This window comes from Spongiibacter sp. (assembly GCF_984394615.1).
Window position 1 is genome coordinate 1 of the sequence record NZ_CFHTQA010000021.1, and the last position, 13527, is coordinate 13527.

13 protein-coding genes and 1 tRNA gene are annotated in these 13527 nt (G+C 58.2%); 5 read left to right on the forward strand and 9 right to left on the reverse strand.

Annotation, left to right across the window (positions count from 1 at the left end; all coding sequences use genetic code 11):
* Both AC5DB9_RS09445 and AC5DB9_RS09450 read right to left on the reverse strand, forming a co-directional pair.
* A partial coding sequence (locus tag AC5DB9_RS09445; RefSeq protein ID WP_491732045.1) for a copper resistance system multicopper oxidase occupies positions 1 to 1182 on the reverse strand: 1182 nt, incomplete at its 3' end.
* An 8-nt stretch (positions 1183 to 1190) separates the two neighbouring features.
* Positions 1191 to 1649, reverse strand: a complete 459-nt coding sequence (locus AC5DB9_RS09450; RefSeq protein WP_272991344.1) for a DUF411 domain-containing protein — start codon at positions 1647 to 1649, stop codon at positions 1191 to 1193.
* A gap of 613 nt (positions 1650 to 2262) precedes the next feature.
* On the opposite strand from AC5DB9_RS09450, the gene AC5DB9_RS09455 reads away from it, so the two are divergent.
* From AC5DB9_RS09455 to AC5DB9_RS09465, 3 genes are all read left to right on the forward strand, one after another.
* Positions 2263 to 3339, forward strand: coding sequence for a YncE family protein (locus tag AC5DB9_RS09455; RefSeq protein WP_157581110.1), 1077 nt, complete (start codon positions 2263 to 2265; stop codon positions 3337 to 3339).
* 104 nt (positions 3340 to 3443) lie between these two features.
* Positions 3444 to 3520, forward strand: a tRNA-Arg gene (locus AC5DB9_RS09460).
* A 265-nt stretch (positions 3521 to 3785) separates the two neighbouring features.
* A complete protein-coding gene (locus AC5DB9_RS09465; protein WP_272991343.1) occupies positions 3786 to 4307 on the forward strand; it encodes a hypothetical protein in 522 nt (173 codons plus the stop codon).
* Between the two features lie 61 nt (positions 4308 to 4368).
* On the opposite strand, the gene AC5DB9_RS09470 is transcribed toward AC5DB9_RS09465, so the two are convergent.
* From AC5DB9_RS09470 to AC5DB9_RS09495, 6 genes are read right to left on the reverse strand one after another with little or no spacing between them, the layout of a single operon-like run.
* On the reverse strand, positions 4369 to 6759 hold the full coding sequence (locus tag AC5DB9_RS09470) for a TonB-dependent receptor (RefSeq protein ID WP_272991342.1): 2391 nt from the start codon (positions 6757 to 6759) through the stop codon (positions 4369 to 4371).
* Between the two features lie 33 nt (positions 6760 to 6792).
* The gene (locus AC5DB9_RS09475; protein WP_272991340.1) at positions 6793 to 7524 is read right to left on the reverse strand and encodes a sulfite exporter TauE/SafE family protein; all 732 of its coding nucleotides are present in this window, start codon (positions 7522 to 7524) and stop codon (positions 6793 to 6795) included.
* Positions 7525 to 7538: 14 nt separating this feature from the next.
* Complete coding sequence (locus AC5DB9_RS09480) at positions 7539 to 8351, reverse strand: SDR family NAD(P)-dependent oxidoreductase (protein ID WP_272991339.1); 813 nt, start codon at positions 8349 to 8351, stop codon at positions 7539 to 7541.
* Entirely contained in the window at positions 8351 to 9289 is a 939-nt protein-coding gene (locus AC5DB9_RS09485; protein WP_272991338.1) for an SDR family oxidoreductase, read from the reverse strand. The genes AC5DB9_RS09480 and AC5DB9_RS09485 overlap by 1 nt, the downstream gene beginning before the upstream one ends.
* On the reverse strand, positions 9271 to 10182 hold the full coding sequence (locus AC5DB9_RS09490) for a bile acid:sodium symporter family protein (RefSeq protein WP_272991337.1): 912 nt from the start codon (positions 10180 to 10182) through the stop codon (positions 9271 to 9273). The genes AC5DB9_RS09485 and AC5DB9_RS09490 overlap by 19 nt, the downstream gene beginning before the upstream one ends.
* Before the next feature lie 27 nt (positions 10183 to 10209).
* The gene (locus AC5DB9_RS09495) at positions 10210 to 11535 is read right to left on the reverse strand and encodes a flavin-containing monooxygenase (RefSeq protein WP_272991336.1); all 1326 of its coding nucleotides are present in this window, start codon (positions 11533 to 11535) and stop codon (positions 10210 to 10212) included.
* A 120-nt stretch (positions 11536 to 11655) separates the two neighbouring features.
* Between AC5DB9_RS09495 and AC5DB9_RS09500 the strand changes: the two genes are divergently transcribed.
* Both AC5DB9_RS09500 and AC5DB9_RS09505 read left to right on the forward strand, forming a co-directional pair.
* Positions 11656 to 12204, forward strand: coding sequence for an AraC family transcriptional regulator ligand-binding domain-containing protein (locus AC5DB9_RS09500; protein WP_272991335.1), 549 nt, complete (start codon positions 11656 to 11658; stop codon positions 12202 to 12204).
* Positions 12205 to 12270: 66 nt separating this feature from the next.
* Positions 12271 to 12621, forward strand: coding sequence for a helix-turn-helix transcriptional regulator (locus AC5DB9_RS09505; RefSeq protein ID WP_272991333.1), 351 nt, complete (start codon positions 12271 to 12273; stop codon positions 12619 to 12621).
* A gap of 84 nt (positions 12622 to 12705) precedes the next feature.
* Here AC5DB9_RS09505 and AC5DB9_RS09510 read toward each other — a convergent pair whose 3' ends face one another.
* On the reverse strand, positions 12706 to 13335 hold the full coding sequence (locus tag AC5DB9_RS09510) for a peroxiredoxin (RefSeq protein ID WP_272991332.1): 630 nt from the start codon (positions 13333 to 13335) through the stop codon (positions 12706 to 12708).
* Between the last annotated feature and the right edge of the window lie 192 nt (positions 13336 to 13527).

The following is a 13527-nucleotide window of genomic DNA, read 5'->3' on the forward strand; positions in this document are numbered from 1 at the left end:
GGGTGTATGACCCGCATGTGCCGCCCCGGCCATCGCCATTGCGCTGTGGTCCATGCCCATGTCGCGGTGATGTAACCGCGGGGCGTGATCCATGGCGGGAATCTCGGCCTGCCACTCACTGTTGGGGCTGAGTGTGGCGCAGGCGTAGCCGCTGCGATCGATACTCTGGGCAAACAAGGTGTAAGCGCGATCGGCACTGGGGCGAACCAGAACATCGTAGGTTTCCGCTGGTGCAATACGGAATTCGTCTACGGTGACCAGCTCGACATTCTGCCCGTCGGCAGCGACTACGGTCATTTCCAGGCCGGGAATGCGCAGGTCGAACAGCGTCATTGCCGCCGCATTGATAATGCGCAGGCGGACCGTTTCCCCTGCCTTGAACAGCGCGCGCCAATTGTCATCGGGGCTGTGGCCGTTGACCAGAAAGGTGTAGGCCAGACCGTTGATATCGGCGATATCGCTGTCACTCATGCGCATGCGATTCCACATCGCGCGATCCTGCCAGGTAGCACTCAAGCCCTTCTCCCGCAGGTCTTGCCACAGATCGCCCACGGTGCGCTCGCGGCGGTTGTAATAGTGACTCTGCTTTTTCAGCCGGGCATACAGGGCTTCCGGTGCCTGATCGGTCCAGTCTGACAGCACCACCACATGCTCGCGGTCAGCCTGTACCGGGTCGGGTTCTGCCGGATCGATAACAATGGCGCCGTAGACGCCCGTCTGCTCCTGAAAGCCCGAATGGCTGTGATACCAGTAGGTGCCGCTTTGCTGCACATCAAATGTGTAGTCGTAGTAGCTGCCGGGCTTTATTCCGGCGAAGCTCATACCCGGCACACCGTCCATATTGCTGGGCAAAATCATACCGTGCCAGTGAATCGAGCTGTCGGCTGCAAGATGGTTGTGTACCCGAAGATGCACGCGCTCGCCTTCTTTCCAGCGCAGGGTCGGAGCGGGAAGCGAGTTGTTGACGACGGTTGCCAGCGCGTCGCGCCCGGTAATGTTCACCGACTGGTAAGCAATATGCAGATCGAAGCGTTGACCGCGCAGCTCGGGTACCTGGCCGGGCTGGCGCTGTGGCGAGCGCGCCAGCACGCTGCCCGGAGACAGGCCAAGCAAGGCCGCGCCCGCCGCCGCGCCGGTAACAAAGCGGCGGCGGGGCAGGGGAGTCGAGAGTATCTTGCTCATGATCCCTCCTATGGCTGCAGCTCGGTAATGCGTTCGTAAACGCGGTGCTGGCCATCTTTGCTGAGCAGAATGACGGCGTAGGGATCCAGACGTTCGCCCATTTCCATGCCGGGGCTGCCAATGGGCATGCCGGGTACACTCAGCCCATACGCGCCCTCGGGCGGGGCTGCCAGAAAGCGCCCGATGGTGGCGGCAGGGACGTGACCTTCAAAGACATAGCCGTCGATCGTCCCGGTATGGCAGGACTGCAGCTCATTGGGGATACCCAGTTGCGTCTTGATGGTATGCATGTCCTGACGGTTATGCAGTTCAGTCGCAACGCCCGCACGATTGATATGTTCGGCCCAGGCCGTACAGCAGCCGCAAGTCGGACTTTTATACACGGTCATGCTGGTGGTCTCGGCCAGCGAGGTATTGGCTGCCCAAAGGCATAGCAGGGCAATGAGGAATCTCGGTAGTCGTGTCATGGTATTTCACCTGTGTTGAAGCGATATGTTGGTTTTGCGCTCAGGGCGCGGGCAATCAACCAAACAGGTGAATAGGCGGCCTCAGTCGGCGAGTCGGGGGGACATGCTTCAGGGCATCTGGCGGGCGGTTGAACTTCGCCTGAATGACCGCCTGCCCGGGAATTGTCATCGATGACAGCAAGCTCAATTGACAGCCGATACTGCACTGACAGTTGTCTTCACAGCAGCTGTTGTCCTGAGTGTGCTCTGAACTGTGGGGCGCCATAGCGTGAGACATTGTTCCATCGCAGCAATCGTGTGCGCTGGCCGCATGCGTATCGCCCATCCTCATCGCGGATGCCGGTGCCTCGTCATGGGCATGCATAACATGTGCGTGACTCGCAGGCACCAGCGCCGCCAGTAGGGGCTGGCAGAGCAGAAGCAAGATACTGAGCAGGGCGATACGAGGCATTGTGAAAGTATACGTCAGCAGCAAAAAAATAGTTGCGAATCGAGTGCCGAGTGTAGGCCTTGAGTCCACTTCAGGGTCAAGTCCTGTTTTCTACTGGTTTTTGTCGCGCAATTACGGCAGCGTTACCGCTCGTCAAAACAATAACAGATAAGGTTGATTGAGATGCGCATTTTACTGCTGATTCCCCTATTGCTACTGGTGGCGTGCTGGGAGCGACCGCGCCTGATCAGCGACTGCGAAGACGTGGGGGATCGCCTTGCGCTCTGTGGTTGGCAGAAGCCCGAAGACATGGAAGTACTGGGGGATCGTCAGACATTAATCGTGAGTGAAATGGAAGCCCACGGCAGCGGCAAGCCCGGTGCGCTGGCGCTGTTCGATACCGGGAGCGGGGAAAAGCGTCGCATCGACCTTGGACTGGCGGTGAAGACGCCCAGCGAACCCTGGGGGAGTGCGGAATGCTCCGCGCCCGATATCCATCATTTTGCCCCTCACGGTATTTCCCTCTCCGAGCGCCCTGATGGCCGACAGCAGCTGCTGGTCATCAATCATGGCGGCCGGGAATCCATTGAATTTTTCGAAATCGAGGGTAGAGGCTTGCAAAGCCAGTTGCGCTGGCAGGGCTGTGTTATTCCTCCTGAGGGCAGCAATCTCAACGATGTTGTCGCGTTGCCGGAGGGCGGTTTTATGGCCAGCCATATGTACCCCCGTGGCGACACCCCTGTGGGTGAATTGGGGTGGCAGGAAATCACCGCGCTTGCAGGCTTCAACCCGGGCCGCATTCTCCATTGGGATGGACAGGATTTCAGTGAACTGCCCAACTTCAAGGGTGACTACCCGAATGGCATACAGCTGTCAGCCGATGGCAAAAGCCTGTTCATCAACCTGTGGGCGGGCTCGCGTGTACAGAAGCTCGATCGCTTCACGGGTGAGCTTTTGGGCGAAGCGGAAGTGAAGAGCCCCGACAACAGCGAGTGGGATGCCAGCGGCAAACTGCTGATTGCCAGCCACGACCTGAGTCTATGGGACTTTGTTATCTGCCTAGGGGCCGAGCAGGGGGCTTGTCCGGCCAAGTTCCGTATTGTGCGACTTGATCCGGAAACCATGCAGACCGAGGTCGTCCTCACCCAGCAGGGCGCGCCGATGGGAGCGGGAACGGTTGCTCAGCAGGTGGGAGATCGCCTTTACATCGGCTCCTTCATCGGCGACCGGATGATGAGCGTCCCGTACGTGGCCAAGTAGCGGGCCGCATTGCTCAAATCTCGTACAAGGCGAGGATTTTTAAGCTTTTTTTAAAAAATGCGTTGACAGCAAAATGGCCCTTGAATATAGTACGCCACCTCGACGCGCTCGTAGCTCAGCTGGATAGAGTACCTGGCTACGAACCAGGCGGTCGGAGGTTCGAATCCTCCCGAGCGCGCCACTATTTAAAAACCCGGCCTTGTGCCGGGTTTTTTTATGGCTGAATACTTCTCTCTCCTTACGTCCATCCTGATGTATGACCCGCACGGACATTTCTCGCGATCGGGCCGCAATCATATTGGCAAGCCCCTGTGATTTGTCACTGTTCCCAAGTCATGATTGTTGCTTGCCGACTGTCGAATTGTGACGCATAAGAATTGACCGATTGTCGATGGCATCGGACACTAGGGTGCTTTGGGTAATTCCCATTATCTTGGAGACTAAGGATGGTATTTCTAGCAAACACGAAGACACCGTTGTCGCTGCGTCATGACGACAAAAAGACTATTTTGAAAAGTACTTTCGCGATGCGGCGGCTCGCGACAGCATCGAGAGCGGCAGTATTGGGCCTGTGTCTTGCTCAGGCGGGTATGGCAAATGCCGCAAGCAGTGGTTGGCAAGTGAACTACAGTGGTGACCTGAATGGTTCAGTCGGCGGCGGCATTGTGGTGCCCGGCGGGACACCGATGGTGTCGATGGTTCGCGGTGCCAGCATGTCGAAAGACATGAAATCAATGGGAACTGCAGAGTTATCGGCGAGTATCATGTCACTACCCGGGCAGGCGCCGTCGCTTAAGCAGCTCGATGTCACGCTTGAAGACGGTACGTCCTGTCGCTTGCAGGGAGATGGCAGCGAAGCCGTCACCGTAAACAGTTTGGACCGTAAAACTTATGACGTCGCAATGGCGGCAACGTTGTCTTGCGCTGGTGGTAAGACGGTGAAGGTCGACGTTACTGCCAGAAAGTAACAGCTTCTCAAAAAACGTCAGGGCGTGACCGAGGTTGCATCCTGACGTTCCCTAGCGGGACCTACCAATCCACACTCACACTGGCAAACACACTGCGTCCCGGATTCTGGCTGGGGTTGTAGGTGCCGGGGAACAGCGCCGTATCAATGACCTGATTCAGACGGCGTTCGTCCGTGAGATTTTTGCCACCGATAGTCAGTGCCCAGCCCTGCAGGGCATGACGCAGGGAGATATTCCCGGCGTACTGGGTGGTGTCGGGAATCTCTGTGTTGGGGTCGAGGTCGGTGTCGGTGAAGTGTTCGCTGCGGTACTGGATATTCAAGGTCGCTTTCAGTTGCAGATTGCCGAAACTGTATTCCAATGACGGGCTCAGGGTGGCGCTGACTTCCGGTGCAAAGGCGAGGGTTTTTCCGCTCAGGTCCTGCTGGGCACCCATGCCCATTGTGATCGGTGCCGGGGCTGAGTCGTAGTCTTTGTAGCGGGCGCGCAGGTAGCCAATGGAGGCATCGATGCTCAGCGGTGTGTAGGGTGTCAGCCATTGAATGTCAGTTTCCAGACCTTCTGAGTAGGCGGCAGCGGCGTTATTGACGTCGAAGAACAGGCCGTTAAAGGCGAGCACTTGCAGGTCGTCGAAATCCATGCGGTACAAGGTGGCGTTAAATTTGAGGGTGTTGTCCAGCAGTTGGCTGCGCATCCCCAGCTCGATGGAGCGCGCCTGCTCCGGCTCGTATTCCAGGCCTTCGCCGGAGAAGGAGATGGCGTTTACGCCCCCGCTTTTGAAACCCATGGAGGCGGCGGCGTAAAAGGAAATGGCATCGGTGAGGTAATAGCTGAGCGACAGCTTGGGTGACAGCTTGCTCTCTTTGCGCTCAATGGTGCCCGGTGCGTAATCCTGGCCGCCGACCAGCGTGGCCGTCAGGCAGGGCAGTAGCCCTTTATTGGTACAGACTGCGGTGCCGGTGGGCGTGGATTTCTTGGTTTCCGAGTTGTAGCGCAGCCCCGGTGTCAGTACCCACTTGTCGGTAATGTCCCAGGATACCTGACCGAACAGGGCGACAGCTTCCGTGTCCTGAAAGTAGTCGAAGCGGTAGTAGTCGGTTTCATTAATCAGGTCTGTCAGCGGCGGAACGAGGCCACCGAGCAACCCGCCCAGTGGATTGCCGGGCACATCCAGGCTGCCGGTCAGCATTTGCTGGGCGTCCTTGGTGACCAGGTAGGAGGCGATGTCCTGACCCACGATAATATCGGCGATGATATTGAAGTCGGACTGAAAGTAGTAGGCACCGGCAATAAACTCGACGCTCTGCCCGAGCCCGAACAGGCTATCGGCGCTGCCACTGAAACGCCATTCCAGCGAGGTTTGGCGGTAGTCGTCCACTTCGTCCAAATTCAGCAGATCGGCAGGGGAGACATCGAGATCCTGACTTTGCTCCACGTCCAGCCATGACACCGCCGCGATAATGGTTGTGTCCAGCGCATTCAAGCCACCGACGGGGCCGATATCCCAATTTGCTTTCAGGCTCAGAGTATCGGAGCCCTGATAGAGCGTACCGGGTTCGCTGAAACTGGTCTGGAAGTCATAGGGATCGTCTTCGATCTCGGGGTCGAAGTTCTGCAGGTAGTCCCGCGTATCCTGATCCAGCGCCATCAACTGCCGGGGCCAGAAGTTGACGTGGGTATCGGATTGCTGGGCAAGCAGCTCCAGGCTGAGATCATCGCGGGGTTGCCACTCCAGTTTCAGACGCCAGGCCTGCTGATCGCGGTCGTCTTCTTTACGGTCCAAAAAGGTGTTTTCCAGTCGCCCATCGCGCTGCCAGTCCAGCACGGCGATGCGCAGGCCGAGGCTGGGCGAGAGGCGGTAGCCGAGTGCCGCTTCAAGCCGTTGTTCGCCGTATTCTTCGTGTTTATAGGCCAGTCTGCCTTCACTGCCGACGTTGGCCGGTGCGCCGCGGCTGGCGACGTTGAAGACCCCGGCAATGGTGTTTTTGCCGAATAGCGTGCCCTGGGGGCCGCGCAACACTTCCACGCGATCGAGGTCGTACATCGATTCGCTGAAATACGAGGGACGGCCGAAGAAGACTTCGTCCTGCACCAGCCCTACGGCGGGCTCAAAGCTGGGGTTGAAGCTGTTGGTGCCGAAGCCGCGGATAAACACCTGCGGCGAGGAGGGACTGGTAAATTCCACCCGCACATTGGGCACGTAGGTGGAGACTTCCACGAGGTCTCCTATCGCATTCTCCTGCATGAAATCGCCGGACAGGGCGCTGATGGAGATGGGCACATCCTGCAGGCTCTGCTGGGATTTCTGGGCGGTCACCACCACTTCTTCGATGACGCGTGCGGGTTTATTCGGCTGTGCCAGCGCCGTGCCGGACAGCGCCAGGGTGGCAACGGCCAGACTCGCCGGCACCTGTCTCAGGCGCGAGGCGCGATGGGCGGTATTCTTAGTCATGGCGTACTCCTTATTGTTGTTATCGGCCTGCGCTTACAGCGTGGTGATGATGAGCAGGGCGCCCGTCAGTAATAGCAGGGTATAGACCAGTTGCTTGAATCGGTTCTCGTTGACCCGGTGATGCAGAAATTCGCCAATCACTACACCGGCCAGCAGCACTGGCAGCATCATGCCAATGCGGGGCAGTGCTGGTAGCAGGCTGCCATCGAGTGCAAAGACCACTGTCAGCAGGCCGTTCAGGCTCAGCCAGACGCTGATGAGCGTGGCGCGAAAGGCCGATTTCGACAGTTGCGTGCCGGTCAGCGCGTAGACCAGCAGCGGTCCGCCCGAGGCGAACAGGCCGTGGGTGATGCCCGCGATCAACATCCAGCTACGGGTCCACCCGCTGCCGTGCTGACTGACCTTTAATCCCCGGATGCTGCGCCACAGTTCTCTAGCCGCAAACCAGATAACCAAGGCGCCAAACAGGATTTGCAGGGTGTTGTCACCCAGTGCCGGGCGCAGCAGATAGCCCAGCAGTGTGCCGCCCACCATCAATGGCAGAATCATTTTCAGCAGGGTCGGCCAGTGAATATGCTGGCGGTGGCGAATGGCGAGATAGCTGGTCATACAGATGTTCAGCGGCACCAGTACCGGTAGCATGGCGTCTATTGGCAGCAGCAGGGCGCCCAGTGAAAGCGCAATGACAATGCTGCCAAAGCCGGTAATGGCCTCGATGCCAAAGGCGATAAAAATACACAGGCCCAGCCACATCCATGGGTCCATTGTGGTCTCCAAGCTCAAATCTGTTGCAATTCCACCGCAAACTTGCGGCGCATCAGGGTGTGAAACAGTCCGGGGGCCAGTCGCCACAACAGGCTTGCCAGCCAGATTCCCCGGTGCGGAAAGAGCTGAGCCTGACCGCGATCCATGGCGCGCAGAATCGCCGTCGCCAGCGGGGCGGCTTCGCCTATGCCACCGATGGTGGAGCGGGCGTGTTGCGCTTTGCCGCCATCGGCGCCCAAGGCATTCTGCTCAATGGAGGTGTTCACAAAAGCGGGGTAGACCATCAACACCTTGACGCCATTGTCTTTCTCTTCCGCGCGCAGCACTTCAAAGAACTGTCCCAGCGCCGATTTGGCGCTGCAGTACGCCGCCCGGCCCAGCACCGGCATCCAGCCCGCCATTGAACCGATATTGATAATGCAGCCGCGCTGTTGGCGCAGTGCGGGAAGCAGGCCGACCGCCAGCTCAACCGGTGCCTGCCAGTCGATGGCCATGACCTTGCGAAACACTTTGGGGTCGGTATTGCCTGCCAGTGAGCGATGGGTGATCCCCGCGTTATTGATCAGTACATCCAGTTGCGGCAGCTGCTGTGCTGCGTCGAGGGTGGCGGCAATGCCGCTGGCTTCGGACAGATCCGCCACGCAGCTCAACACCCGCGTCGGATCATTGAGTGTGGCCTCGCGCTGCGTGAGCAACGCGGCATTGCGATCGACCAGCAGCAGCCGGTCGCCCCGCGCGAAACACTGCTGCGCCAGTTCCCAGCCCAGTCCGCTGGCGGCGCCGGTAATGAGGACGGATTTCGTCGGCGCTGTCATCGAAACGGCCATCAGAGTTGTCCTCGCTGGCGGGCGTGATCTAGAAACAGTTCGAAGGTTTGCGCGGAACTCAGTTGTGGCTGGTAACCGAATTCTTCTTTGAGTCGGCGGTTACTCAGTACCGGGCGGTAGCGCAGAAACTTGACCTGCACCGCAGAATAACGGCTCAGGCGCAGTGCGTGGCCAACCGTCAGCGCGGCGCGAATCAGTCCGGCCGGTAAATTAATCAGGGGCTTGCGCAGTCGCTGAGCGACTTCGCTGATGGTCAGCGCGCCGTCGCCCGCAAGGTTGTAGATGCCCTCGCGATGTTCCCGCAGACCTTTTTCGATCACGGCGACCAGGTCTTCGTCCCAGATAAACACGAAGGGCGATCGGGAACCGCGAATGCCCAGTACCCGTTTTTTCTCGAACAGATTGGTAATCTGATTGCGGGTGTTTTTGCCGAGTACGGTGCCGGGGCGCAGCACCAGTTGCTTCAGTTCCGGATGCGCTTGGCGAACCTCGGCCAGATACTGCTCCACCAGATATTTGTGCCAGGAATAGGGGATTTCGCGATTGCCGCGCAGGGCGTCCTGTTCATCCAGCCATTCCGGTGAATCGGGGTGATAGCCGTAGGCGGCGCCGGAGCTGGTGACAATCAACTGACTGACACCATTGGCAAGACAGGCTTCGACCACATTGCGAGTGCCGTTCACGTCGATATCGTAGTCGCGCTGTTCGTCGCCACTGCTTTCCAGCACCGAGGCGAGATGAACGACCTGAGTCACACCATATTCGCGAATAATATTCGTCAGCACGGCGTCGCGAATATCGCAGCAAATGACTTTGCCATAGGCCTGTTGTGGTTCGCGGATATCCACGCCCACCACGGTGTGCGTTTTACTCAGGCGCTCGGCCAGTTTGCTGCCTATATAACCGGCGGCACCGGTAATCAAGATGACGTCAGACATGTCGCCTCCGCAGTTTTTGACCAGTAGAGCGCGAGCAGCAGGCCGACCAGCAGATGCCAGAAGCTCCAGAACCCGGCAATCAGCATCATGCCGCCAGCGTTGGGGAAGAAGGTAAATATGATCGACAGCCCCAGCGCGGAATTCTGAATGCCGACTTCCATGGTGACGGCGCGGCGCTCGTTTTGAGGCAGGCGAGCGGTGCGGCTGGCAAGATCGCCGAGCAGCAGAGCGCCGAGGTTTTGCAGGGCGACAAAGATTAGTATCTCGTCGGCGTACTCCGCCGCTGCCTGCTGATTGTTGATAAAGGCAATCGCGACAAACACCACGAAGACCATAAGCGTGACGACGCGCATCGGTTTCTCCGCACGCTCGGCCCACTGCGGGTGGCGCTTGCCCACGGCCATACCCAGCAGCATGGGAATCACCAGTACCAAGGCGACCAGCGTGAGTATGCTGAGCGGCTCGAGGGAAATATCCTGTAACAGTGGCCGGGTAAGCGGGTTGAGGTAGCCGTAAAGCGCAAAATTCAGCGGTGTCATGACGATGGCCGCCAGGCTGGAGACCGCCGTCATACTGATCGACACCGGCACACTGGCGCGGCCGATCCAGGTCATGATGTTGGAGAAGGTGCCGCCGGGACAGGAGGCGATCAGGATCATCCCCAGTGCCAGTTCCGGTTCAACCCCGAACCACCAGGTCAGGAGGCCGGTGGCTGCGGGCAACAGCAGGAATTGCGCAATCAGACCAGCGACGGGGGCTTTGGGTTTGCGAATGACCCGCAACAGGTCTTCACCTTTCAGTCCCATGGACACGCCAAAGATCATGCCGGCGAGAATGCCGTTGAGAACGATCAGGTTCTGGGTGCTGAAACTGATGGGAACCGATTCATACATAACAGCGTCTCTCGCGTCTGGGCAGGGTTAAACTGCGTTTGCCGAGCGCGATGTGCGGTTATCCAGATCTGCCCTCAGCGAGGCCGTGTGTTGCTTCAGCGCTTTGCGATAGCTGTCCTTGTGAACGTAGTAAGCCATGCGCTCCAGCTTGAGATAGTTATAGCCGCCATCCAGGCGTTCGCCACCAAACTGGCGAATGCGGCTTTGCAGCGCGGCGGCAGAGGCTTTGCCGTCGCGCAGTTGGCGAATATACAGCGCAACCATTTCCGCCTGTTCATTGCGACCTTCCCATCCGAGGCCGGTGGCTTCAATCATGCCCATCAGAAACAGATTGTCGCGCTGCGGATGAAAGCAGTTCAGGTAGAGCGACGGCGCATCGCCATCGCGCCAATTGAGCAGGGCTTTGTCGATAAACGGATAATGCAGAAGGTAGCCGGTAGCCATCAGAATCAGGTCGTAGTCCTGCTGGTGGCCGTCGCTGAAGGTGACGGTTTTGCCGTTTACGCTGTCGATGCCCGAGCGTGCCCGGATATCGCCATGACCGAGGTGGTGCAATACCAAGGAATTGATGACCGGATGAGACTCATACATTTTGTAGTCGGGGTCGGGCAGGCCGTAGTCTGAGGGCTTGCCCACCACCATGCGTACCATGGCCGCATCGACTTTCTGTTTCATGGCGCGTGGCAGCGGTGTTTTGCCGCCCAGCGTGTCGGTGGGGCGGCCCGCAATAAACTTCGGCAGGAAGTAGTAACCGCGGCGCACGGAAATATCCACGCTGCTTGCACGGTGCACCGCATCGACCGCGATATCGCAGGCGGAATTTCCGCAGCCCACCACCAGCACGCGTTTGTTCGCAAAGACGTCGGCGCTGCAATACTGCGCCGAATGCATCAGTTCGCCCTCGAACTCACCGGGTAGGCTCGGCATATTGGGCTCATGCAGCGTGCCATTGGCGATCAGCACGCCATCAAAAGTCTCGGTTTTTTCAATGCCGTCTTTTGCGGAAGTCAGCGACCAGCTGCCATCGTCGTTGGGCGCCACAGACAGGACGCGGGTGTTAAAACGGTAGTCGGCATAGAGATCAAAATGTTTGGCGTAATCGCGAAAGTACTGACGCAGCTCGCTGTGATGGGGGTAGGGTGCACCATCTCCCATGGGAAATTCCGCGTATTCCGTCATTCGCCGCGACGAGATCAAATGGGCCGATTCGTACATGGTGCTGTGGGGGTTGTCGATATCCCAGAGACCGCCCACATCGGCGTGCAGCTCAAAGCCGACAAAGGGAATATGGTATTTCTTCAGATTGCGAGCGGTGGCAAGCCCCATTGGGCCTGCGCCAATAACGGCGTACATGCTGTCGACTCCGGGCAAGTTGTTATGCTTTTATGTCTCGGTTAGCGCGAGAATAAGAATACGCATTCCCGGCAGCCCTGTGATGGCTTATTCGGGACGCAGTAAGGGCGATTCAGGACAATGTTAGAACAGACATCAGTCACTCTGTCGTATACCCAGGGCATTCTGCAGGCGGCGGAACGCAACGGGATTTGTCTGCCGTCTGACTTATGTCAGCAGGCGACGGCCCAGGGGCGAACGCCCATGCATATTCAGGACGAGGTGTGGGAGCACTACTGCGCAGCGGCCGACGACTCGCTGGCGGGACTGCGGCTGGGTCTGAATCTTCAGGTTGGCCATCTGGATCTGGTCGGCATGTTGCTGATGAGTTGCGAAACGCAGGGGGAAGCACTGGACCTGCTGCTGGAGTATCACCCCATTGTTGGTGAGGGCGGCGACTTCTCTCTTCGTCACCGCGGACAACACTGCCTGTTGAGTTACGAACCCCACTACCAGATTCGCCAACGCGAGCGCGTCGACGCCGTGCTGGCCTGTGTGCTGAATATGGCGCGTTGGGTGACGGGCGGACATTTTGAAGCCGAGGCCCTGCAGCTGACGATGCCGGAGCCGCCAGCGGAAGAGAAAGCCCTCTACGAAAATTTGCTGGAGGTGCCGGTGAAGTTCGACTAGGACGGCAACGCACTGGTATTTGCTCCCGGCTTGCAAGCCACACCGCTGATACAGGCAAATAAAGCCATGCGTGATCAACTGCGATTGCTGGCCGATCAGATGCTGGCGGAGCTGGAGCGCATCGGCCTGAGCGCACAGGTCCAGAACCTGATTCGCGAGCAGCCCCGATGGGGTAAAGAGCGCATCGCCGAGCAGTTGGGGATGAGCGGTCGCCATCTTGTGCGAAAACTGCAGGAGGAGGGCACCACCTTCAAACTGCTGCGCAGTCGCCTGCTGCAGAAGATGGCAGAGGAACAGTTACTGGCGGGAGAGCCGGTCAGCGATGTCGCGTCGGCATTGGGTTTTTCCGATGAAAGTGCCTTCAGCAAAGCCTTCAAACGCTGGGCGGGGATGACGCCTGCGCAGTTTCGCTGCTGAATGCGGGTGATGGCGCTTATCGACAATCGAAAAGGAGGCGCCGGGTTTTCCGGACACCTCCTTTCTTTCAAGCACCGCAGATGCTTACTTGACGTCGGTCAGTCTCAGGTAGGGGCGCAGTTCATCCCAGCCCTGCGGGAACAGGTCTTTCGCCTCGTCGTTGCTGATGCTGGGCGGAATGATGACCTTGCCACCTGGAGTCCAGTCTGCCGGGGTGGCAATGCGCTTGGCATCGCTCAGTTGCAGCGAGTCGATGACCCGAAGAATTTCCGTGAAGTTGCGACCGACGCTCATCGGGTAGGTCATGGTCAGGCGGATTTTCTTATTGGGGTCGATGATAAACACCGAACGCACCGCGGCAGTTTCGCTTTCACCGGGGTGGATCATTTCGTACATCTGCGCGATTTTATGATCTTTGTCGGCGACGATCGGGAAACGCAGGCTGGTGTTCTGCGTGTCGTTCACGTCTTCGATCCATTTCAGGTGTTCTTCCACTGAGTCGGTAGACAGGCCCAGCGGTTTGACATTGCGGGCTTCAAACTCGCCGGAAAGCTGCGCTGTGCGGCCCATTTCCGTGGTGCAGACCGGGGTAAAGTCGGCGGGGTGGCTGAAGAAAAATACCCAGGAATCACCGGCCCAGTCGTGGAAATCAATATCACCGCTAGTGGTGGCAATCTGGAAGTTGGGGGCGGTATCACCAAGTCGTAAGCTCATTATATTCACTCCATTGTGGGTAGCATGAGTAGTGCGTGTCTGTGTATATACTTTTACGGAATATGTTAATAACCGTAAAGAATATTATTCCTATCGAAACGATAGGCGTTTGATCGGTATCAAGCATTGTGCAATGGCTGGCGTTGCACGTTAAGGCTGTGAGGTATTCCGGTATTCAGTGAGAAGGAAACG